The organism is Sulfitobacter sp. R18_1, assembly GCF_017743915.1.
GTDB lineage: Bacteria > Pseudomonadota > Alphaproteobacteria > Rhodobacterales > Rhodobacteraceae > Sulfitobacter > Sulfitobacter faviae.
The window spans coordinates 279,288-299,017 of sequence record NZ_JAGHRG010000001.1; the positions used below are offsets into that span (position 1 = coordinate 279,288).

The window sequence follows — 19,730 nt, forward strand, 5'->3', positions numbered from 1 at the left end:
CTAGCAACTATATGCACGCATTACGGTGACCACCATCTGCCCGGGGCGCAACAGAGGTCGAGGTCGAGGACATCAGAAGAACCTTCAGCGAACTGGACTTCCCTCTGCCGTCAGACCTTCTAGACGTATACAGAATAACCCTAGCTATAGCTGGTTTGGTCAACCATGAACCAATACTGAGTGCGCCTTGTATATTTAGTGGTCCGCCTATTGGACAGGTGACATTCTTGATCAATGCGGAAGATGATGCTGACAAAGAGGGTGTCTTGTGGCTTGGGACGGGAAATAATAGCGACCTTATCATAAACCGCGACGGCCAGTGCGGCACCGAGCCCGAGTTCCAGAAGGATGGGACTGTCCTGATAAAAAACCCTACCGATTTCGACACGTCTTTTGTTGCTTACGTCCGCAGCCAAGCGGCTGAGATTATCGATGAATTCGGAGATAGTGGCCTTGACGTCTAAAAAAAATGTTGCCTAAAGGTATGCATTTAACTCATAAAAATAAGGGTCTTCATACCGATCTCTGGATGATTGGCAAAGATTGGAACTTTTAGGCACACATTTTTGTTTGATTTGCCACAAACCGATTATTAGTTTTGGTACTCCGGAAGGGATGGATTGGCCATCTCATAACTTAGGAGTTACCTATGAACATCGCACAAGAGATCTCAGGCATTGCCGATCAATATCTCAATGTTGTTCAATCACTTTCATATCTTGAAATTGGACGCGAAGTCGAAGCGCCAAACAATCTGTTGATCTCAGATGAGATCGTTGGAAATAATCAGATTACAACTTTCTATGCGCCATTCGATTACATCAATCCAAACGCACGCCTAGTAATCGTGGGCCTGACCCCTGGAAAGTCCCAGGCAGAGGTTGCCCTTAAGGAGCTTAAGCGCGGCCTGGATGGTGGATTGAGCCACGCAGAAGCACTAATGCGCGCCAAAAATACGGCATCTTTCGCAGGGCCCATGCGCAAGAACCTAATTGCCTGCCTAGATCACCTTGAGGTCGGCCGCATTCTCGGAGTCCCTTCTGTCGAGGGGGTCTGGGATCAGCCCGAAAAGGTGCACTTCACTTCCACTCTTCGGTATCCAGTGCTGGTGAATGGAGATAACTTCACGGGCAGCCCGAATGCTCTTAAGGTACCCTGCCTCCGACACCAGATCGACACCTATCTTGGTGAAGAGATGAGGAAGCTCTCTGACGCTGTATTCGTGCCTCTCGGACCTGTGGCAACCAAATCGGTGATCGAGACTGCAAAGGCAAATGGCATCGATAACGAACAGGTACTGACTGGGATTCCACACCCAAGCGGAGCCAATCAAGAACGCATCAACTACTTCCTAGGTCGCAAAGCACGAGAGACGCTTTCCAATCGCACAAACCCGGATAGCATTGACACCTCCCGGGAAGCGATGGTTCGCAAGATCGAAGCGCTACTTAAAAACCTGAAATCATAAAAATTTCAGTGTCGGCGGCCATTGGTCGTCGACACCCCTACGGACCACAGATTGACCACTGGATGGCTACCTATTGCCTACCAGATGCAACAGTATGTCTCACCAGAAAGGGACCACGATGCCAAACTTCCAGTTTCAGACTACCTATCAGGACGACCCCGCAATCAGCTTCCACGGAGATCTTATTGGGTCCTCTAGCAATGCCGCATATGCATCGGGACGGATCACCGACATAGCCGCCTACCGAACTATCGCAGGAAACGTTGTAGTGGTTAAAACGGCCTCTGCCTTGCACGCAGCAGAAGACGACAGGCGCTGGGTGTATGTGTTCAACGATGAGATGGAGATACCTAGTAAGCTTGGTTATGGGCGCCTTGCTATGGATCTCTACCGCGACCTAGGAATTCAGCAGCTTCAGGTGGCTTGATGGCTTCTTGATATTCTCTAACGAAAGCGAAGATGGTCTGGTATGCGAGAGTTTACCAGACCATCTCCTAAATCTAAGTAATCGGGTGATTGGATCACCGCCATCTGCCGCAATCCAATCACCGCTGTGTTCTATAAGGTTACATTCCCGGACCGCCTGCCCCCGGCTCTTCGTTGCGCTTAAAGATCTCTTGCCAAACCTCTTTATCTGCCGTCCAGGCGTTCAAACGATCTGTCAGGAGGTCAAACTTGTAGTTTTGGATGTGACGCACCACAGCGGCCTTCTCGGGCTCCTTATCGGTATCCAATCGGATAACCTCAGCCATATAGCTTCGACCGCCATAATTTTGCGCATATTCGTCTGCCGCTTCCGAGATGATCTCACGGATCGCCTTATCGGCTTCAACACCAAGTTTCTCGCGCAATAGCTCCCGGCTTTCCTCGCTGACCATCGAGCCAAAGGTCTCTAGAGCCAATGCCTTGACCGCATGGAAGGTAGACTGGGTGTTCGCCTCAATGAGATCATCAAACCCATAATCTGTGTAATCCGTCACGCGCTCTTGCTTAGGAGCTCCGACACCATCACGGGCAGGCAAACTCGCTTTCTGAACGGAAAAATACTCTCCTAGCTCAAGATCTTCTACTTTCGCAAAATACTCATCAGCACCGCGCTCCCTGTCCTCCGGGAAATCCCGATCTGTGAAAACACTGTCCCACCATTCCTCAGCAACATTTTGGCGGCACAGTTCAACCTCTTCCTCAGTCCAGAAGACATGGCGGTCAGCCCCATGAGCGTGTTCGTAAACCACAACAAAGAAATCAATGCTCTCGCCAGATGTATTACCCTGAGCCTGAACGCCCAGCGCTTCTTGAGCGTCCTTACGATCAATGCCTTTGGCAAAGAAGGCGTCCTTGAGGCCCTTCAGAAAGCCCCAGTTGTATTTTGGCCCACAGATCGCTGCTGCGATAATATTGAGAACATGAAGCTTAGTGAGCGGCCCCTTGGCGGCTTGCTTTACGATAGCATCGGCGGCCGTGGAGAAGGTGTCGGTGTTCGAAACAATAGGAGTAATCTTAGTCATAGTCGTATCTTTCCTTTTAGAAAGGTGACGCTCCAAGGAACTGTGGCTCTCGGCTCCGAGATCATCACCTATAAAAGATAAGATATCGGGATCTATGCATTTATCATGGTCACCAACTATCCAATGAGCCCGGATAGCCAGGTCTTGAGATTGGTCTCTTAAACCACTGCGCAAACCCGAAGTCGGTGCATTCAGCTCTCACAAGCATATTTGCACTTAGAGCAGACATCGTCAAGATTAAATCATCATTCCCTACTACTAAATGAAGGAAATCAGGACAGCATGAATGGATATGTGAACTATAAATCGAAAACCCTGGAATGTCGGAGCCGACGTTATTGATCCTCTACTGAAACCCTATCCGGTCCCGGGCTTTGGGTTTGAACTGACATTGTTTTATTGTTCCTCAGTGTGCCAACCATCGCGACACGCAATTTCTTCGGCTCCGCATTTCGCATCACGCAGCCGGGCCCGCTCTTGAAAGACCATCCCCCCTGCATGGCGCGAGGCTTCAAGAAACCACTTGTTTTCGACCTTCTCAATCGTGAAGGACGCGGCGCCATTTTCCGCGTGGTATGACCCGTCCTCTTTGCGCTCCCATCTCAGCATGTCGATCCCCGGATGTTATTGGTTTTGCAACACTTCAACTCGCGAGCTTTCAGAGCGAATGCCCTCGTCCATCAAGGAAGTGGAAAGCCAATACATAGGCGCTCCCACTAAGGCCATTACAAAGAGGAAAGAAAGATGATTGTGGAGTGTCTGGAGGCCATAGTTTGGCTCATTCGCCATCGCCTCAATGAATGGATCTTTGGTCTCTTCAGGCTTCTTGTTCATGGTTTTACTCCGAGGGCTTCTTTGGCAATTCGCTGGCACCATCCCAGGTCGTCGTCCGCGACAGATTTGTAGGCGATATCATGCAGCGCCTTTCGGTGACGCTTTGCATCTTCCGCGAGACCCTCAAGTACAGAACGAGCCTGGGCGCGACAGATGTTTTTCTCTGTCTGCGAGGTCTGCCGGTCCCAGCGCACCTGTTGCAGCTCCTTGAGCTTGTCGGGACCGATATGGGCCGAGCTATGGGGACCATTGATGGTAATAGCGACCTGGTCGATTTGTTCTTTGGTAATCATAGGTCATCGACCCCTTCGGCAATTTTGTCGGCCCTGCTCAATTCCACCGCTGAAGACAGCGCCTCAAGGGAAGCTGCAAGATCACCAAACCGGACGTTGTAGGTCAAAGACTTCTTGCTGTCTGCTTGAGCTGCTTTGCAGGCCACGAGGTCCTTGGCACAACGGATGAGCTTAGCGACGTTTGGCTCTTCCACCGCAGCTTCAGGAGATGCGCCGATAGCAGCCATCACATTGATCGCAGACTCTGCCGCAATGATCGCCCGCAAGCGATCCTCTTGAGTGGTTTGACCTTCCCAGCGCCTTTTACGCATAGCGTGCAAATCTTCGCCGGAAACCTGCTGCCCATCGATCACCATCTCACTGGGACCATTGATAGCCATCGCCACGGATAGAATGTCGTCTTCAGTCATTGGTTTCTTCCTTCTTTTCGGCGTCTGCATTTTTGCCCTTGTTCAAGATGCGCTCTTTGGTCTCTTCCCAAAGGACGCGTTCATCCACTGCCTCCGACATGTCGACGCAGTGAACCTTACCGTACTCACCGAAGCCACCTGTTTGAGTGACCACCGGAACGAGATCATGCATTCGGCACATGAACCCGTAACCAGGAGCCGAATACCGAAGGCGGTAGTTCATATCGAAAGCCAGAACCATTCCCAAGGTGAACCCCACCCCGACAAGGACGGAGACCTTCAGGAACCGTAAGAGCTTGTTAGGGCGCTTCTGAGCGACATCTAGGGCCCCTTCCAGCTCAGTGATGCGCAACTGGGCTTGATGGAGGCTTACAATAGGCTCCTTTGGGGGTGTCCCAGTACCAATCGGGGCAATCAACTCTTGCTTAGACATCGGCTTTTTCCTCTTTGATTTCTTCGACAATCAGTCGCCAGTCACCCTTCGGCTCACCGTTGAGCGTGATACCCTCCACCGTGATGATCATCTCGGTTTGATAATCTTTGCTCATCGCACTGATCAGCAGACAGCCAGCGGCAGTTGTCGCTGAAGGCGCATGTTCGATCTCAGCCTCCTCGAAAGCACGGAAGAAATCGTTGCCGTAGAAAGCCCCTCTCGGGAAGTAGGTCTCGACCAGATAGTTGATCACTGGGCGAAGCACGCGCTGCATAAATGTCAGCTTCATAAACTTACTCCTGCCCTACAGGGCGTCTAATGGGTCTAAAATCATTACCGCAATGACGGCAACCAATAACCAAATCAGTTACTTGCTCCCATGCTGTGCAATCTTGCGACAGCTCTTCATCACCCTTTTGGATCTCGTCACCCTGATCAACCATGCGATACTTAGCCTGCCTGCCAAACAGCAGCCTAAGGCGCCGATTGAGGTCTTCCTGAGCGCAGTTCTTGGCGTCCTCCATACTTTCATGGGGCCGTTTCAAGGTCAGCTGGCTTGGGGCCGTGAAAAGCACAAAAGGCTCTCGTCCCCCTGGATAGGTTTCCGAAATGATATAGAGCCAACCAAACTCGGTTTCAGCCACCAGATCGCCGTTCATCCTCTGGGTCCAGTTCAAGGCAGGCATAGTCATCGAGATCAAATCTGCACACATGGGATTTCCTGTCAAAATAGTTAGATCAGATTTCCGGAAGAGACTTCTTAGCCTCTTCTGCGCTGTCATACAGACGCTCCCAAGGCGCGCAGTAAGGCGCTTCGAAGTCAGCGTCATTCCGAAACTTCTTGGTGATCCTGCGAAGCTCCTTCTTGGACGGCTTTTCTTTGGTCCATGCCAATGGAGATACCTTCCGATCAGTAAGACGAAGCCCAACAACAAAAATAGCACTCATATCAACACCAAATAGAAATCATTTATACCTTCAATCTAGCGCACTAACACAAGCATTGTCAACACTTACCCATTATTAGATTTAAACAGACAAGGATATAATTGGATTAAGAGTCCAGCATAGCCAGACCCCTTAGATGTATTAGATTAGATGCGATCAGTAATCGCTTAGCGCTAAGACTTCTTGCTCAAGTTTGGCGGGTGCTACACTAAAGAACGCGCGAAGCGCATTGCTATTCACTGTCGATAAGGCTTGCGCTGTGTCCGCATAACTCACCACATCCCAGACACCGAGCGAGGTAAGCTCGTGCGACAAGGCTTGAGCATAATCAATCTCAGCCGCCTGATCGACGTCAAGTGAGGATAGATAATCGCGCAATTCTCCCAGGAACCAAGGATGAGTGTCCTGGTCACCAAGTTGGATCATTAGTCTACGACCGACGGATGGCGTCAGGTCTCTCAATCGAAGAGGCATTTGAAGGCTCATGTCTGTGTCCAAAGCATATTTTGTGCGATCACAGTAAATTAAACTGTTTAACTGGGGGTTTCGTAAATCCTATATTTCCGTTGAACATCCATCGACTTATTGCGCCTTTCGGAAAAATACGCACATGCGCCCTTATGAAAGCAAAGGACGCGATATGAAGCTTTGGCACGTCACCCACAAAGAAAACACGGATGCCATCCTGAAAGATGGGTTTGAGGCAAACTGGGGTGACGATGGCTTCGGTGTGTATTTTTTCGATGACCTATCGGCGGCGGAAGATTACGCTCATGATGGCGGCTGGGATGGCGGACTTGATCCTGATGATGCGGTCATCCTCGAGGCGGTAACTGAGGAAGCCTACCCCATAGAGGTGAACCCTGAATGGCCAAACCCGGAAGACTACGAAGCGGTATACGTTGTCTTCCGGGACGAGAGTGATCCATTTTTCAAACCCGATCAGGTAACCTTAGTCGCCGGGGCCCAGCTACCCTCTCCTTAAGATCGATCAGGGACCAGAAAAGCCAGGATTCTGGTCTCCCCGCTTAATTACATCGATTGCTGCATCAGTCATTGCACGAAGGCTACCACCCTCCGCTAGGGATTCTGTTGGATCACCGAAATGATGCAGCTTCAGGTACCCATATACAGGATCCATCGAGACCTCGAAGCGTTGGCATTTGGACACAAAGTCCCCCTCACCACCATCATCATGAGGCTCCCACATGATATCCAGATCGTTGCCAGCAAGGGATAGTTCTGCAAGTACGCTTTCCAGCTGTTCATGGACGGCATCATTGGCTGTTTTTTGATCGAAAGCAGATGCTCTACATTCGGAGATCGCTTTAGTAAGAGCGTCGCCTTTGACACCCTGATCAACCAAGACATCGACACGAGACAATGCCTGCCGCAGACCTTCATTTGCCTTCGAAAACTTCTCGTGAAGCGTTAGAAGATCATTCCACTGGTTTTCAGGTTTCGTCATAATATTCTCCAATATCTCAGTTCTGATTAATTTAGTTCATGCTCAATACCCATAATTATATGGGCATCAAAAGTGCAAATTGATACCTGATGCTACGTGGGTCTACTTGATGCCATGATCTTGGGGATAAGGAAGCGTACAACCGGTGTTCCCACCACCACAAGGAACGCAACCAACGAAGAAATCCACAAAGGTGAGCCGATCATCAGCCCATAGGCCACATAGCAAATCGCTGATAGAGAACAGACGAGCCGGAAGGGGATCTCTCGGTCACGAAGATGGTTAGCTACCGCTCGGATTGGCGCAGCAAGCAATACCACCGCACCCGAGCTATCCACCAAAAGACCGAAGCATACAACGAATGCTGCTGACGCCCAGGTGAACACCACCATCGCCCTTTGCTCCATCCAGGCACCGGCTGCATTGCGAACCGCTGAGGCAACTGACACGATAACGCCTGCCCAAGCACCGATAAGACCGAAGTGGATCACCCACAAAACCCCGGACAGGAAGCTGACTGCCATGATGTGACGCGGATTTCGAAGAATGAAGGCGCAGATCACCAAAACAGCCCCCAGTACTCCGGAGATATCAGTAAGATATGAAATAAATAGGTCCACTAAAAACTCCGAGAGCGAGGCGCCGAGCTGACACCCTATATGGAAACTGGATAATCTATTTTTCACTATCCATCAATAGATATGTTTAGTCGATATTTAATCATGCTATTATTGTTGACAATGGCACTCTTTAGGCTGTAATCTAGCATTAACACGAAGAAGTGGATAACGGTATGAATGGCGACCCAACAAAACCTTGGAACGGACCAGACAAAAACGATCCGACTAAGCCCTGGAATGGCCCTGATGCGGGCAACCCGTCCAAACCTTGGAATAATCCATAAAGGAGACAAAGATATGCCTAGGAAAGATGCGGCGATGATTTTAAAAGCGGCGGGGGCCACTGACCTGCAAACCTCCCAGTTTCTGGGAGCGCGGGATGATATTTCAGCCGAGACGGTCGCCGCTGCTGTGCCGGTCCTGACCGAAAAGAACAACTCGTAAAAGGGCCGAACCGATGCCGATTTCATACCCAGACGGACGAATGGTGACTGACATTTGTTGGGCGTGTCACGGCGCTGGATACACGCTCAAAACCGCCTCGCCTATCACGTTCCGCGTATGCTGGATGTGCAACGGTTGGCGCGGTAAATTCCAACAACGATAAAGGACCCCGTAATGGCATACGCCAATGAAAAAGAATGCGAAGCGGCTGGTCTCGATCCACGGGAAGTAGAAGCCATTTGTCGACGCCTTGAGAGAGCAGGTAAAGACGCGGCCAAACTCGGCATGCACGTTTTCGGTGGTTCCGGTTCCGGCAGTCTAAGGTTTGAGACGGATCGCGGACCTTTGGTGGTTGCGAACATGCTTGGCGGATCATGGGACGGCGGCGACGGGGGCACAGATATCGACGAAGACGGCTTTCTACGTGGCGAATTCAAATGACCAAGGAGTTAGAGAAGACACCTCCTGACGAGCCAAGTGTCCGTCAGAAAAAATGTTGCGGTAAGTGCGCTTTCAAAAAGGGTTCTCAAGAGACCGAAGATGGGTACCAGTGGATTGGTCTAACGGAAGCCTGGAAGGAAGGCACCCCCTTCTACTGTCATGAATCTGTTCCCGGTCACCATCAGGAAGTCTCAGATGATCGACCCCGCTGGCGTACTTGTGCAGGTTGGGAAGCCCACAAGAAGACCCAGTTCCGGAACGCCATGCGCCGCATTGGCATCGATGAAAATGCAACGCATGTAAGCCTTCCTGATGAAGACTTTGATTTTGATGATGGTATCTTAGAATATGAATGAAGCTCAATTCCTACTATCCCTTGGATTTAAGCCGAAAGCGGATGAATCCCCAAACAAGCTGGCATCACCCCCAATCATTCAACCGACGCCTTGTATGGTAGAAAACATGGATCCAAATGGCCTTGTCATTGCTCGCGATCACAACAATGATCCCGTGCCCAATAGTCGGCGCAGAAAGAAATGGGTGTAGAAAATATGAAATTCGAAACACACGGCGTATTGAGCGCAGTCACCGGCAGCCTGTTGGGTGACTTTGCTGCACTCAATAAAGTGGCTGACTATCTTCTTCAGAGACCCGTTTTCTTCCATGAGCTACCGCTCTACGCTGAACGCATGCAGACCGCACTGCTGGTTTGTCACCCTGAGCTTCCTGATGACGCAAATAGCGACAACTGGGAGGAGGTGCGCGATACCTTTGTTGCGAAGTGGGGTGACACGATGGAATTGGATCCCGCCCTGAAGGGTGTGCTGGCCGATGACAAAGATCCTGTTGAGACCCTTAAAGAAATGGGATTTGGGGGCAAAATTATTACTCCGGATGGGAAGCTACATTGATCTTCGAGATGATGGATCTCTATTCCAAACGTCTCGAAACCTTCTCAAAGGATGAGGCGCCGGACTGGCTCACGAGCGCAAATCAAGTTCCCGGATCAACGATGGATAGTAGCTGGTTCTGGGAAGAACATGTGTTGACCCTAGAGCCAGGGCAGTCCGTAAACACCGACTTTAAAAAGATCACCCGCATCCGTTAGGGCGTTGTCTTATTCCACGGTTTGACCACCTACCAGTGGATAGTAGGAGACTTATTATGAGCAACACAATCAAGCTGACATCAGAAAAATATGGAAAGACCTTCACCGCACGGTTCGTAACCAAAGGTGATCTTACCGGTCCCAATATGATGGAAAAGCACAATGACGAACCCATCGTTGAGATTTACGATGCTGAATACGATCTCGCTCGTGATCCTGAAGGCGAGCAGCTCGGTCAGCTCGTATCCACATACTACGCGGAGACCCTTCTGGAAGGCCGGATCGAAGATAAGAAGGCACGCGGCCTTGATCTACACGGCGGCGTTGAAAACTGGACGCTTGATGCGGCTGCATTCAACCAACTGCACGATGCCATCGTAAATTGGGTAGTGACCTATGAAGACGAACAAGCGCCCAGTGCCCCTGCCCCGTAAGAATTCCCGGAGAAAATATGAAACCTGAAGATCTTTCTGACGACGCCATCCGCATGTGGATGGCATACCTTATGAACCCTAAGAGCACCCTTCGTTTTGGCGGTGATCATGCGAAAATGGAGATCACTCCTCGCGCACGAGACGCCCTGAACGAGTTGATCGAGATCGGTGCAGCAGAGGTTATCCCTGCCAATGATCAGTATCCCAATCGGGAACACTATGGCAGCACAGGGATGGACCTACGCGATCAACTTCGTCAGCGCACGCACCTGAACCCATTCGAAGATAAAGAAGATTTCGTCTCATTTCGCAAGAAGGACGACGCAGAACTGGATGGGCCATCCGCCAACATCTCCTTCGGGTCTCCCTGAGCATAACTTTGGCCAGCTTAGGTTAACCACATGCGCAAAGTGGATGCATTCCTCCGTGATCAAGCTATGTCAGTCGTCACTGAACACTGTCGGATCCTTGATTTCGGAGGACGTTCTACCCGCAAGCAGTTTTGGCTACACATAGGCAGCGTTCTGTTCGTAACGGTGATCCTGATCGTTATTGCCTTCGCGATCAGGGCTTCAAATATGTTTGCGGCGATACCCCTACTCTGGGTCATCACAACAATCCCGACACCCCTTATTCGACGCATTCGAGATGCTGGATATCGCCCTTCCATCCTTCTCTTGCTAGTGCTCTTCGCGTGCCTTGCATCAGGCGCCTGGTTCATGTGGGTTTTGATAGCCGCTGCTGGAATGAACCCAGGTGTCTATCTAAACATCGCCAGTAAGGCTCTCACTGGAATGGCCGGAGGCGTACTCGCCCATATTATATGGATTACCCTCGAGCGAAGATCATCGAACTAATTACTTAGGCGCTGGGCGCAGCTGGCTCGGGCGCCTGCTCAAATGACGGCTCACGCATAGGCTTGGCATGCAAAGATTTTGGGCTTTCCTGCTTCAGATCGACGCCAAAGTGCTTGCAATACTTAGATACCAGGCCCGCCAGTGTAGTTGCCATCCTCTTGGTCTCTTCTGCGGTCATAGGTTTCATCGCCTTCCCCGATACGGTCGGATAGCGATAAGTTGTGGCGTAAGCTGTCAGTGGATCCAGGATCCGGAACTTCTCTTTTAGATAACACTCATCCGGAAGCAGATCGACCATGCGATCTAGCTGGTGCTGCGCTGACCCTCGCCACTGTGAATTAGGGATATCTTCGGCTTTGAAGGTAGCCATCAGCAGGTTCTCGGCCGCATAAAACAGGATCATGCAGGAGTTGCGATCCTCAAAACCCAGCGCCTTGACGCTGCACAGGTTGTCGAAGGCGATCTTTACGTGCGCACCGATCTCATTCCGCTTACCCATGATAAGAACTCCTCCTATTAAGAGAGAAGTTCGCGAGATTATGCAGGCTTCAAGGGCATCTTAGGCGTCGAGACGGATGCCTTCATCTTTGATGCTGTAGGCGAAGCTATCCTCATCATCTGAGTTTTCATAAAAAGCTTCATGCTCGACAGCCAGCAAATCAACAGGCAGGTCAACTTTGCGGCGCAGCTCCAGAAGGCGAACAGGATCTTTGCAGTCTTCCGATGCAGCTTCCGGCAAGAGAGCCATGACGTTCCAATTGCTGTTCTCTTCATGATCCCCACGGGCACGGCTTCCGAACAGCCAAACCTCAGTTGCACCCAGCTCAACCTTGCACAAAGAAGCCAAGTCAAACAGGCTCGGGGTCTCGATGCGAAGAGTTTCAATATTGGGTGCAGTCATCTTTGGGCATCCTCCTAGAATGTAAGGGCGATCAGTAATCCGCTACTCCAGCTACAATAAAGAATAGAACAAGTAATGTCAACATTAACACTACCATAGTTTTAGGCCCCCTTCTTAGATCATGTATTTTCTGATCCAATCCTTCAATTCTTCGAACGTATTGGCGGCCTCGAAGCTTTCCATCTTGGTCTCTTCAAACGCCTGGTCGGTACATGGCTGACATTTGCCAGATCGTGTGGCCACTTTCCCGCAATCACATTTCGGCAATGCTGCATATTCGGCCTCATAGGCTTCCGCTCGATGCCTCTTCTCTAGACAATGAGAGCATTCCGCCTGACCGACCTTGGCAAGCTTCCCACAGGCACAGCGAGGCATTGCTTTCTCCCGCTTCTTGGCTTCCTTACGTTTGGCCAGATATTCCTTAAGGTGGGTATCACAGTAGCGCTTTACGGCTCCCGGTACGGCCTCTTCACGACAGTCACTACGCTTACATTTGGGCATCTCAAACTCCTAATGTGTGAGGATGCGCACAATCTGCACGCACCCTCACAAGTTTATTGAAAATTACGGATTACAGCTTTTCCACCCGACAGGTTACCCCGATGTCCTCGACAAGGTGTTCGGCCTGATGCTTTCTGCCAATCTTGCGAGCATATTCGCGCGCAGCACTGATACCATTGACCGTCAACTTATCGAAGGTTTCGATTGAAACTGATGTCGGCACTCGAACGTAAACCGAGAACTTGCTTGTCTCAGCATAAAGGTCGTATCCCTGATCGATGAGGTCTCGCTCGTCGAATGCCTCCTTATCGAGACACTCTACAACCACAAACGTCTCCAAAAATACCGGCTCTTGGATTTCGCCTTCATGAACGGCAACCATCATGAAGTTCTGATGGTCGTTTTCATACGCAGCATCAAGAAGACTTTGAGCATCGTTATAGGTCAGCACCAGATTTTCCGGCTTGTCAGCGTACATCTTTCCATCACGTGTATCGCTTACCTGATAGCCGATGATCCGGCCCTTCTTGGAACCTGCGGCCGGTGCGCCAATGGTTGCCGGAAGCTTACCTGCGTGATAATCGGACGCATCAAAGCTGATTGCATGACCAGGCTGCGAATGAACGGAAACAGGGCTCTCGGCGAGATCGTTGTACATCCGGACACTGAATTTGTCGTTGTAATACTCGACTACCACTTCCTGTCCGTTATCAGTTTTGATGGCAATGCCAGTGTCGCTGGCCGAAACTTTGACATTCAGGGAGTATTTACCCTCGTACCACTCATCCACGAGCTTAACGGGGACCCCATCGATCAGAGAACCCTCTACGGTAGCCACAGGCGCCTCAGAGGAGCGTTTCAGAAGCTCAGAGGCCCGCTGGGACACAACAGGCTTCTTGGCGTTTGTGATGCCTCCCCAGACGGTCTTCGGACCCTGGGTTGCGTCGGCATACATATTCAAGATCTCGTGCTTGGAAAGCGGACGGTCAGAGTTGGCGACCTTCTCAGCAAAAGCTTTGATATCTTCAGTGGTGTTGGTGATCAGTTTAGCATTCGACATTCTTAGTTCTCCATTGAGCGCTACCGACAGCAGGAATGTGGTCCTTGTTCCTCGTCTTCACGCATTCAGAAAAAAGAATGTGGTCAGCGAGTTTTGTTCTTGAAATCAAACGATCCAATGGACCCGGATCTTGTCTGATACGAAGTGGCTTCAAACCTTGTCGCGCAGTCCCGTTACCGGCGCTTACGACCTTCGATGGGTAGACATTAGCGAATGGCAAAGCTGGGTGCAAGCATAAATTACTAACTCTAGGTGAATTCTTCGCAATTCTTGCCAGACAAGATGTATAACTGAGTGGATTTAGACCTCAGAAACTCTTATAACATATACTTAGATGACCAACCTGATCCAACTTGGAGGCCTCATGAATAATATCAGAGAGAGCGAAACAATCTGTCATATTGACCATAGAATTCGCACACACTTAGCCAAGCTCGGAAAGCTAGATGATCGTGATAGGGAGCAATGGTCTAGTGAGTTGAGGTCTCTTAAAGAACGGCGCTTTGAGAAAGTCAGAACTAAGGGGTATGACCGAATGCTGAATGCCCTGAAGTAAAGACGCCAAGCATGTTAGGCACTTGGCGTCTTTAGGCATTTTAGAGGCGAGCCTGGCTAGGCGCCTGTGGTTCGGCATCCCTGCCGACTTTGCTCTCATACTGAGCAACTATAGCCTTCGTATAGTTATCCAAATCCCTGGCAAACCGGTCTTCCGAAGTCACAATTAGATGTCCTAGCTGCGATGCGTTGGAGATCTCATCGTGCTTGATGGTGCTGACAACTATTTCACCGTCGGCTTTACCAACATACATGCATGGCTCATCACCAAGAGACTTTACGAAGTTCTCCATGCCCTCTCTACCGACCACCCGGCTTTTTTCGCCAGTACGCCCGACAAGGAAGGATTCCTCGCCTTTCTGATCCATAAGGCGAAGAACAGCATGGGCATTATTGACCTTTTTGGCGTAGCTCTTGGGAACACCTTCCGCACGGTCGCCTTGAAGAAACTTAGACGCCTTATCGAAGGCCTTCATAATATCCTTGCCGAGTGAGATCACATAAGGCTTAGCTGTCTTATAGGCTAGCACACCACCTGCGAGCCCCGCCGTAAGAGCCGCGCCTCCCGCAACCCCGTTTGCCACCATCTCTATCACATCAGCATGCTGCCAGAGGTTTGTTAAACTTGCATTATTTAGGTCACTTAACTTATGGCCAGCTTCAGACATCATGATCGCTTTGTGGCTTGCCTTGACCCCAAAGTCATAAAGTGCAGGCCCACCATAATAGACAGCAGCACTCAAAGCCGTCAGAGAAAATATCTTCTGAGCTACGTTCATCTCATTGTCGACTTCATCTTGTGAAGGAACCATATCCTTGAAGGACAGATGGCTTTCCTCATTTTCACTTACATATTCAGCACTCATGCTATCACTCCTCATTGTTAATAAATAACATACTGTCCAACGTTGTAAGAAAAAAATAAAGCCCCCTTCATCACATGCGATAAGTTAACAAAATACTTACCCCACAATAATATTTTGTGTTTTCCTATCTTTATGCTTTACAAATCATGCGCCATTACCTATGTTTGGTTTCACGCCCCTGGAGCTCGTTGGTTGAGCGCAGGTCTTCAAAACTTAGAGGTCTGGGTTCGATTCCCAGTAGGGGCACCAACAAACTAACTAAGGAGAACTATACAATGTATTGAGTGCAACAAACCAAACCTAAAGACGATAAATACGACGCACTGCGTCTATATTCTATTCTTCGGTCTGACATCTCTATGTCCACCGGGAAAGAAAACGCCCAAGCAGGGCACGCTTACGTGGATGCATTACTGCATTCCAGAAGCAAAAATCCCCAATATTTCGATCTCTATGCCGAGCTGAAGCCGGGAACCAAGATTTGCCTTGATGGCAAGTCAGAACTCCACTTGCTTGAACTCCATGATCGTTTGGAGCGGGATGGCATTCCCTCAACTCTGATTTACGACAAAGGACACGTCGAGCCTCCGGACTTTGACGGGTCTCGCATCCTTACGGCTCTGGGAGTGGGTCCGATCCTACCCTCCGAGGCGCCAGGATACCTCCGTAAATTGAAGTTGTGGCCTAACCGCAGGGAGGAACCCTCCATGTGTTAGATGCAGCCAATTCCCAATCAGAACTACCAAACCAAACAATCAAAATTGAGAGAAATATTATGACAAACGAAACCAACAACACCGCCACCTACAACGATGCTTTCACATGGGTCAAAAGCGCACGCGCGTTCAACGATCAGTTCGACGGGGTGGATTTCGACTGCTCCCCGGAAGAGATCGCTGATGTTTTTGAGGCGAACGCTTTCAATAGCAAGGAAAGCTACCTGGCCTGGAGAGAAAGCTTCCGCTTCGAGATCGCGGCGGCCGAGAAGATGCGGAAAGCCATCAAGCAGGGTCTTCCTGATGTCCGCCATCTGGGTAAGGACACGATCACACGCATGATCGAGATCCGTAGAGCGTCGAAGATTGCTGCCGGTGTGCAGCGTAAGAAGTCTCTTACCGAAGCGGCCTAAGGCTAACGTGGTGGGCCGCCCGGTGGTCCACCGCCCCTATTATGACCCATCAACTAGACTTGAGAAAAAATATTATGACTGACACGAAAATTACCTTCGACAAGGCTTTAGCCTGGGCAAAGCAAGCCAGAGCGTTCAACAAGGAGTTCAAAAGTTTTGACTTCGAGGGATCTCCCGAAGATATTTGTGAGATCTTTGAGGCTGCCGGTATCCACGACAAAGAGAGCTACTTGGCATGGAGAGATACCTACCGAGAACTCGTAAACTACGGAGCTAAGGTCCGCAAATTTGGCGGTCCGGGCAAAGGCTCAATCACCCGTATGATTAAGATCCGTAGAGCTTCTAAGGTTGCTGCCAGCGCGCAGCACAAGAAGGCATTCACTAGAGCCGCTATTGAAGCTGCCTAATGCTTCCGTGGTGGGCTATATTAGTGGCCCACCACTGAGAGACACTCTCAGGTATTCTCTGGTAGCAATGACTTCTTCATGTATCCAAAAAGATGAAACGCCATGAAGACGCTTGACGAGAAGCAAATCGAAGAGAATACAAAACCAATGCCACTACTGACATCAGATAGCGCCGGGATACGGTCACTGATAAAATTGGTTAAGAAGAAAGCACCGCTGAGAATTGCGATGGTATCCAAAGCCGCCCAAGGCGCTGCCTTTATATAGTGAGTTGGAATTGCTTTAGCTTCTCCAGATAGGGAAACCCCGCTTCTTTCGACACCATTAAACAAGAACACCGCAAAAAGATGGGCAGCAGCCATAATGGCTACGTTTGCTTGCACAGATACGACAGCTGCAAGAAACCCAAAAAACAAAAATAGACCATAGTTTCTGCAAGCCTTCTCCTTAGAATTTCGTTCAATCATCGAAAATATCCTTTCAATCCATCACCCCTCACGGTGCATTCAATCGTCATCGTCGTCATTGGTTTACTCCTTCATTCACAAAGCGGACGAGTTCGTCCAATGCGTAACCCTCTTCGAAAAACATCTCGATGATCGAGTACTCATGCTCATCGGCATCCGATGCTTTGTTGACCAAGGCCACTTCCATACCGGAACGATAAGGCTCCCCACGGTTAGCCAGGCGGACGGACAACCCATTCCTGGTTGCCGTAGGATTGATCCGCTGTGACGCCTTAACCTGTAAGGCCAAGGCAAACTCCTCCAGCTCCCAAGCATCCAAGACGATCACCAACCCCGGCGTATCGGCGTACTTTTCGCGCATCATAATCATCAAGGAACCCGTCTGGTGCGGATCGCTTGAAATGATCATCTCAGCATCTTCATCAGCAAACGACTTAAAGCGGACTTTTTGCAAAACGTTGTTATCAGGATTTGTCATCTTCGCTCCCTTCCGAGTGAAGAGTCAGACTCTTAATCCAAAAGTCCCGGCGCACCACAAGGATAAGCTGTAGAATTGCCATCCCTACACCAACAATGAACATGAACATCATCATGCTGAAGGCGTGCTCCATCGCGCTTGTCATGCCAAAGAGCCAAAAGACCGGTGCAAAAGCACCAATACAAGATAAGGTTTGAATGTTCATCTTGGAAAGCTCACGAATTTTCTTGATTAGAGCCAGTTCTTTGGCACTGATAGCTTTAATGTTCATCTTCTTCCTCACCAAATAATCATGCATTATCGCCAGCAACCGAAGTGCCGCTGGCGATAACTGTTGGATCAATCGTCTCGTTTACCGAAACCCCAGTCAATCATCTGCGCGAACCGTGGTTTGTATCCAGTCGGACCCGGAATATAGCTGATCTTGCACCAGTCAGGCTTATTGCCAGCCTTTACTGCATCCATGAGAGCTTTCATCGCATCTCTGTCTCCACGGATGCCCGCATCACAGGTATCAGTCTCGGTCCACTGGAAGGTCACAGATTTAGCGTGACCATACCAGTTACCGTTACCTTCATGAACTTCAAGGAGCCGGAACTCTGCGTCTTCAAACTCTTTGCGCTTGATAAGGTCGTTGGAGCGACCACCCACCTTATACTTTCGGTTGATGCGCACCATCATGCCTTCGTAGCCGTCTTCCAACCATTCTTGGTACTTTGCTTCGGCCTCTTCGAGAGAGTATACTAGAACCGTTTCAACGAACTGAATGCAGTCCACCCCCTCAAAGCGCTCCTTCAACTCTTCCATGAACGCAAGCCGCTCTGAGAAGTCGCCCGGATGGGAGGCGACATCATAAATATGCAGCTGGATCACATCATAGATCGCAGTCAAATTTTCGGTCGTTGGCTCTTCACGGCGAAGGATGCCAGACAGCTTGTTGAATTTGTCTTTGTACTCGTGATTGTAGAGCTCGCCATCAATAGCGAGCTCGGGCTGCTCCGCGTGAGTTTCAGCCAGGGCTTCCTTAACATTCGGTGCGTTATGCTGCTCCATACCAGACCGTTTGTAGTTAGCTTCGGCCTGCGCGACATTGCGGAAACCATCCAGCTTGGGCTGGATGTAGACCCCCTCTTCCCATTTGATCTTGTCTTTACGCTTTTTCCATTCGGCGGCAAGCATAGGGGAGACGAAGGTCAAGCTGTCGATATCATCACGGGAGACGAAATACTCTCGATCCAGCTTCCTCTTGTACTTGTTTTGCACCTCAGCCTCGGCTTGCTGGTGAGAGCTTGTCTCATTCGCCTTACCGATATTCTTGGGCTGCGAATGCGTCCACCCGGTGACTGCCTGCTTGCCCTCTTCCAAACCAGAGATCACCCGATGACCTGCATCAGTGTCGTCATTCCAGCCAAGCTGCATCTTCAGGATGCGAACCTTACCCTTACTGTCGCGCTTATAGATCGGTTCGTACTCAACCACATTGGCAAAAGTGTCATCACCGACAATCTCAGCATTCAGGGTGGCAGCGGGGGCGATCTTGGCAATTGCGTTCATGGAAGGTTTTCTCCTTATGTTGTCAACATTAGTACACGTTATAAACGCTCAAGACAAGTCAGAACTATGTATAAACAAGCATTAGTTGAAATCTATTCATCTTAAGCTTTCATATAATCTTCTTCTGAATTTCTGAGGTGCTCTAAGCAGGCGACCAAAATATCGCTCGCCATGTCTGGAGTAATCTTCTTGTTACTGGACATGCCGCGACCGCAACGCTTGTACCAGGAGATCTCGATGTCTCCGAACTTGAAGTTCCAAGGCTGCTCTTCGTCTTCATTCCAAGAGTAGGCATGCACCGAGAACACATCACTGTCGTAGTTGTCCTCAGAACCGTTATTCCCGAAAGGGCAAGCAATGTCCTTCTGGTGACGGTTCCAGTACACACGCTCCATCTCGCAGCTGATCGAGGTGAGCGCAGCAGTCATAATTTCTGGAACCTCATAGGTCTTGTAAGGTTGCCCGAACGCTGCCTGACCCAGTTCAGGTGTAAAATCATTCATGTTTTCTTCTCCCTAATCAGCGCCAGCCATTCAGAGGGCATCA

The 19,730-nt window shown here is 49.9% G+C and carries 35 protein-coding genes; 13 read left to right on the top strand and 22 right to left on the bottom strand.

Annotated features, from left to right (window positions below; all coding sequences use genetic code 11):
- The first annotated feature begins 227 nt into the window (after positions 1-227).
- The 3 genes from J7392_RS01965 to J7392_RS01975 all read left to right on the top strand — a co-directional run bounded on the left by J7392_RS01965 (position 228) and on the right by J7392_RS01975 (position 1,895).
- Positions 228-464 carry a hypothetical protein gene (locus tag J7392_RS01965; RefSeq protein WP_209215911.1) on the top strand — a complete coding sequence of 79 codons (237 nt, stop codon included), beginning with the start codon at positions 228-230 and terminating at the stop codon, positions 462-464.
- 185 nt (positions 465-649) lie between these two features.
- Complete coding sequence (locus J7392_RS01970; RefSeq protein WP_209215912.1) at positions 650-1,468, top strand: transposase domain-containing protein; 819 nt, start codon at positions 650-652, stop codon at positions 1,466-1,468.
- 118 nt (positions 1,469-1,586) lie between these two features.
- Positions 1,587-1,895, top strand: a complete 309-nt coding sequence (locus J7392_RS01975; RefSeq protein ID WP_209215913.1) for a hypothetical protein — start codon at positions 1,587-1,589, stop codon at positions 1,893-1,895.
- Positions 1,896-2,034: 139 nt separating this feature from the next.
- Here the strand turns inward: J7392_RS01975 and J7392_RS01980 are convergent, their stop codons facing one another.
- From J7392_RS01980 to J7392_RS02025, 10 genes are all read right to left on the bottom strand, one after another.
- Positions 2,035-2,976: a hypothetical protein gene (locus J7392_RS01980; RefSeq protein ID WP_209215914.1), complete on the bottom strand. Its 942-nt coding sequence runs from the start codon at positions 2,974-2,976 to the stop codon at positions 2,035-2,037.
- Between the two features lie 396 nt (positions 2,977-3,372).
- Positions 3,373-3,585 (bottom strand): hypothetical protein, encoded by a 213-nt coding sequence (locus J7392_RS01985; RefSeq protein WP_209215915.1) that lies wholly within the window; start codon positions 3,583-3,585, stop codon positions 3,373-3,375.
- A gap of 15 nt (positions 3,586-3,600) precedes the next feature.
- A complete protein-coding gene (locus tag J7392_RS01990) occupies positions 3,601-3,810 on the bottom strand; it encodes a hypothetical protein (protein WP_209215916.1) in 210 nt (69 codons plus the stop codon).
- A complete protein-coding gene (locus tag J7392_RS01995; RefSeq protein WP_209215917.1) occupies positions 3,807-4,103 on the bottom strand; it encodes a hypothetical protein in 297 nt (98 codons plus the stop codon). The genes J7392_RS01990 and J7392_RS01995 overlap by 4 nt, the downstream gene beginning before the upstream one ends.
- Entirely contained in the window at positions 4,100-4,513 is a 414-nt protein-coding gene (locus J7392_RS02000; protein ID WP_209215918.1) for a hypothetical protein, read from the bottom strand. The genes J7392_RS01995 and J7392_RS02000 overlap by 4 nt, the downstream gene beginning before the upstream one ends.
- A complete protein-coding gene (locus J7392_RS02005; RefSeq protein ID WP_209215919.1) occupies positions 4,506-4,946 on the bottom strand; it encodes a hypothetical protein in 441 nt (146 codons plus the stop codon). Before J7392_RS02005 ends, J7392_RS02000 begins: the two co-directional genes overlap by 8 nt.
- Positions 4,939-5,235: a hypothetical protein gene (locus tag J7392_RS02010; protein ID WP_209215920.1), complete on the bottom strand. Its 297-nt coding sequence runs from the start codon at positions 5,233-5,235 to the stop codon at positions 4,939-4,941. The genes J7392_RS02005 and J7392_RS02010 overlap by 8 nt, the downstream gene beginning before the upstream one ends.
- A 4-nt stretch (positions 5,236-5,239) precedes the next feature.
- Positions 5,240-5,605, bottom strand: coding sequence for a hypothetical protein (locus J7392_RS02015; protein ID WP_209215921.1), 366 nt, complete (start codon positions 5,603-5,605; stop codon positions 5,240-5,242).
- 79 nt (positions 5,606-5,684) lie between these two features.
- Positions 5,685-5,840: a hypothetical protein gene (locus J7392_RS02020; protein WP_209215922.1), complete on the bottom strand. Its 156-nt coding sequence runs from the start codon at positions 5,838-5,840 to the stop codon at positions 5,685-5,687.
- A 210-nt stretch (positions 5,841-6,050) separates the two neighbouring features.
- On the bottom strand, positions 6,051-6,380 hold the full coding sequence (locus J7392_RS02025) for a hypothetical protein (protein ID WP_209215923.1): 330 nt from the start codon (positions 6,378-6,380) through the stop codon (positions 6,051-6,053).
- A 154-nt stretch (positions 6,381-6,534) separates the two neighbouring features.
- Here J7392_RS02025 and J7392_RS02030 point away from each other — a divergent pair, with 154 nt between their 5' ends.
- Positions 6,535-6,879 (top strand): hypothetical protein, encoded by a 345-nt coding sequence (locus tag J7392_RS02030; RefSeq protein WP_209215924.1) that lies wholly within the window; start codon positions 6,535-6,537, stop codon positions 6,877-6,879.
- A 6-nt stretch (positions 6,880-6,885) separates the two neighbouring features.
- Here J7392_RS02030 and J7392_RS02035 read toward each other — a convergent pair whose 3' ends face one another.
- Complete coding sequence (locus J7392_RS02035) at positions 6,886-7,362, bottom strand: hypothetical protein (RefSeq protein ID WP_209215925.1); 477 nt, start codon at positions 7,360-7,362, stop codon at positions 6,886-6,888.
- Between the two features lie 92 nt (positions 7,363-7,454).
- Entirely contained in the window at positions 7,455-7,982 is a 528-nt protein-coding gene (locus J7392_RS02040; RefSeq protein WP_209215926.1) for a YgjV family protein, read from the bottom strand.
- 297 nt (positions 7,983-8,279) lie between these two features.
- Here J7392_RS02040 and J7392_RS02045 point away from each other — a divergent pair, with 297 nt between their 5' ends.
- The 7 genes from J7392_RS02045 (at position 8,280) to J7392_RS02075 (ending at position 10,780) form a co-directional block, all read left to right on the top strand.
- Positions 8,280-8,426: a hypothetical protein gene (locus J7392_RS02045; RefSeq protein ID WP_209215927.1), complete on the top strand. Its 147-nt coding sequence runs from the start codon at positions 8,280-8,282 to the stop codon at positions 8,424-8,426.
- Between the two features lie 174 nt (positions 8,427-8,600).
- Positions 8,601-8,867 (top strand): hypothetical protein, encoded by a 267-nt coding sequence (locus J7392_RS02050; RefSeq protein WP_209215928.1) that lies wholly within the window; start codon positions 8,601-8,603, stop codon positions 8,865-8,867.
- A complete protein-coding gene (locus tag J7392_RS02055; protein ID WP_209215929.1) occupies positions 8,864-9,223 on the top strand; it encodes a hypothetical protein in 360 nt (119 codons plus the stop codon). Before J7392_RS02050 ends, J7392_RS02055 begins: the two co-directional genes overlap by 4 nt.
- A 195-nt stretch (positions 9,224-9,418) precedes the next feature.
- Entirely contained in the window at positions 9,419-9,778 is a 360-nt protein-coding gene (locus tag J7392_RS02060) for a hypothetical protein (protein WP_209215930.1), read from the top strand.
- Positions 9,775-9,975 carry a hypothetical protein gene (locus tag J7392_RS02065; RefSeq protein WP_209215931.1) on the top strand — a complete coding sequence of 67 codons (201 nt, stop codon included), beginning with the start codon at positions 9,775-9,777 and terminating at the stop codon, positions 9,973-9,975. The genes J7392_RS02060 and J7392_RS02065 overlap by 4 nt, the downstream gene beginning before the upstream one ends.
- 56 nt (positions 9,976-10,031) lie before the next feature.
- On the top strand, positions 10,032-10,409 hold the full coding sequence (locus J7392_RS02070) for a hypothetical protein (protein WP_209215932.1): 378 nt from the start codon (positions 10,032-10,034) through the stop codon (positions 10,407-10,409).
- A gap of 17 nt (positions 10,410-10,426) precedes the next feature.
- Positions 10,427-10,780, top strand: coding sequence for a hypothetical protein (locus J7392_RS02075; protein WP_209215933.1), 354 nt, complete (start codon positions 10,427-10,429; stop codon positions 10,778-10,780).
- 490 nt (positions 10,781-11,270) lie between these two features.
- On the opposite strand, the gene J7392_RS02085 is transcribed toward J7392_RS02075, so the two are convergent.
- The 5 genes from J7392_RS02085 to J7392_RS02105 all read right to left on the bottom strand — a co-directional run bounded on the left by J7392_RS02085 (position 11,271) and on the right by J7392_RS02105 (position 15,149).
- The gene (locus J7392_RS02085) at positions 11,271-11,765 is read right to left on the bottom strand and encodes a hypothetical protein (protein ID WP_209215935.1); all 495 of its coding nucleotides are present in this window, start codon (positions 11,763-11,765) and stop codon (positions 11,271-11,273) included.
- A 60-nt stretch (positions 11,766-11,825) separates the two neighbouring features.
- The gene (locus tag J7392_RS02090; protein ID WP_209215936.1) at positions 11,826-12,167 is read right to left on the bottom strand and encodes a nucleotidyltransferase domain-containing protein; all 342 of its coding nucleotides are present in this window, start codon (positions 12,165-12,167) and stop codon (positions 11,826-11,828) included.
- 114 nt (positions 12,168-12,281) lie between these two features.
- Complete coding sequence (locus J7392_RS02095; RefSeq protein ID WP_209215937.1) at positions 12,282-12,668, bottom strand: hypothetical protein; 387 nt, start codon at positions 12,666-12,668, stop codon at positions 12,282-12,284.
- Between the two features lie 70 nt (positions 12,669-12,738).
- On the bottom strand, positions 12,739-13,728 hold the full coding sequence (locus J7392_RS02100; protein WP_209215938.1) for a hypothetical protein: 990 nt from the start codon (positions 13,726-13,728) through the stop codon (positions 12,739-12,741).
- A 596-nt stretch (positions 13,729-14,324) separates the two neighbouring features.
- The gene (locus J7392_RS02105; RefSeq protein ID WP_209215939.1) at positions 14,325-15,149 is read right to left on the bottom strand and encodes a hypothetical protein; all 825 of its coding nucleotides are present in this window, start codon (positions 15,147-15,149) and stop codon (positions 14,325-14,327) included.
- 775 nt (positions 15,150-15,924) lie between these two features.
- On the opposite strand from J7392_RS02105, the gene J7392_RS02115 reads away from it, so the two are divergent.
- Together J7392_RS02115 and J7392_RS02120 are read left to right on the top strand one after the other, a co-directional pair.
- Positions 15,925-16,278, top strand: a complete 354-nt coding sequence (locus tag J7392_RS02115) for a hypothetical protein (protein WP_209215941.1) — start codon at positions 15,925-15,927, stop codon at positions 16,276-16,278.
- Between the two features lie 74 nt (positions 16,279-16,352).
- Positions 16,353-16,685, top strand: coding sequence for a hypothetical protein (locus J7392_RS02120; RefSeq protein ID WP_209215942.1), 333 nt, complete (start codon positions 16,353-16,355; stop codon positions 16,683-16,685).
- Positions 16,686-16,732: 47 nt separating this feature from the next.
- On the opposite strand, the gene J7392_RS02125 is transcribed toward J7392_RS02120, so the two are convergent.
- The 5 genes from J7392_RS02125 to J7392_RS02145 form a co-directional block, all read right to left on the bottom strand.
- On the bottom strand, positions 16,733-17,152 hold the full coding sequence (locus J7392_RS02125) for a hypothetical protein (RefSeq protein ID WP_209215943.1): 420 nt from the start codon (positions 17,150-17,152) through the stop codon (positions 16,733-16,735).
- Positions 17,153-17,207: 55 nt separating this feature from the next.
- Entirely contained in the window at positions 17,208-17,630 is a 423-nt protein-coding gene (locus J7392_RS02130; protein ID WP_209215944.1) for a hypothetical protein, read from the bottom strand.
- Positions 17,617-17,901: a hypothetical protein gene (locus tag J7392_RS02135; RefSeq protein WP_209215945.1), complete on the bottom strand. Its 285-nt coding sequence runs from the start codon at positions 17,899-17,901 to the stop codon at positions 17,617-17,619. Before J7392_RS02135 ends, J7392_RS02130 begins: the two co-directional genes overlap by 14 nt.
- Positions 17,902-17,969: 68 nt before the next feature.
- Positions 17,970-19,184 (bottom strand): hypothetical protein, encoded by a 1,215-nt coding sequence (locus tag J7392_RS02140; RefSeq protein WP_209215946.1) that lies wholly within the window; start codon positions 19,182-19,184, stop codon positions 17,970-17,972.
- Positions 19,185-19,285: 101 nt separating this feature from the next.
- Positions 19,286-19,687: a hypothetical protein gene (locus J7392_RS02145; protein WP_209215947.1), complete on the bottom strand. Its 402-nt coding sequence runs from the start codon at positions 19,685-19,687 to the stop codon at positions 19,286-19,288.
- Positions 19,688-19,730: the final 43 nt, after the last annotated feature.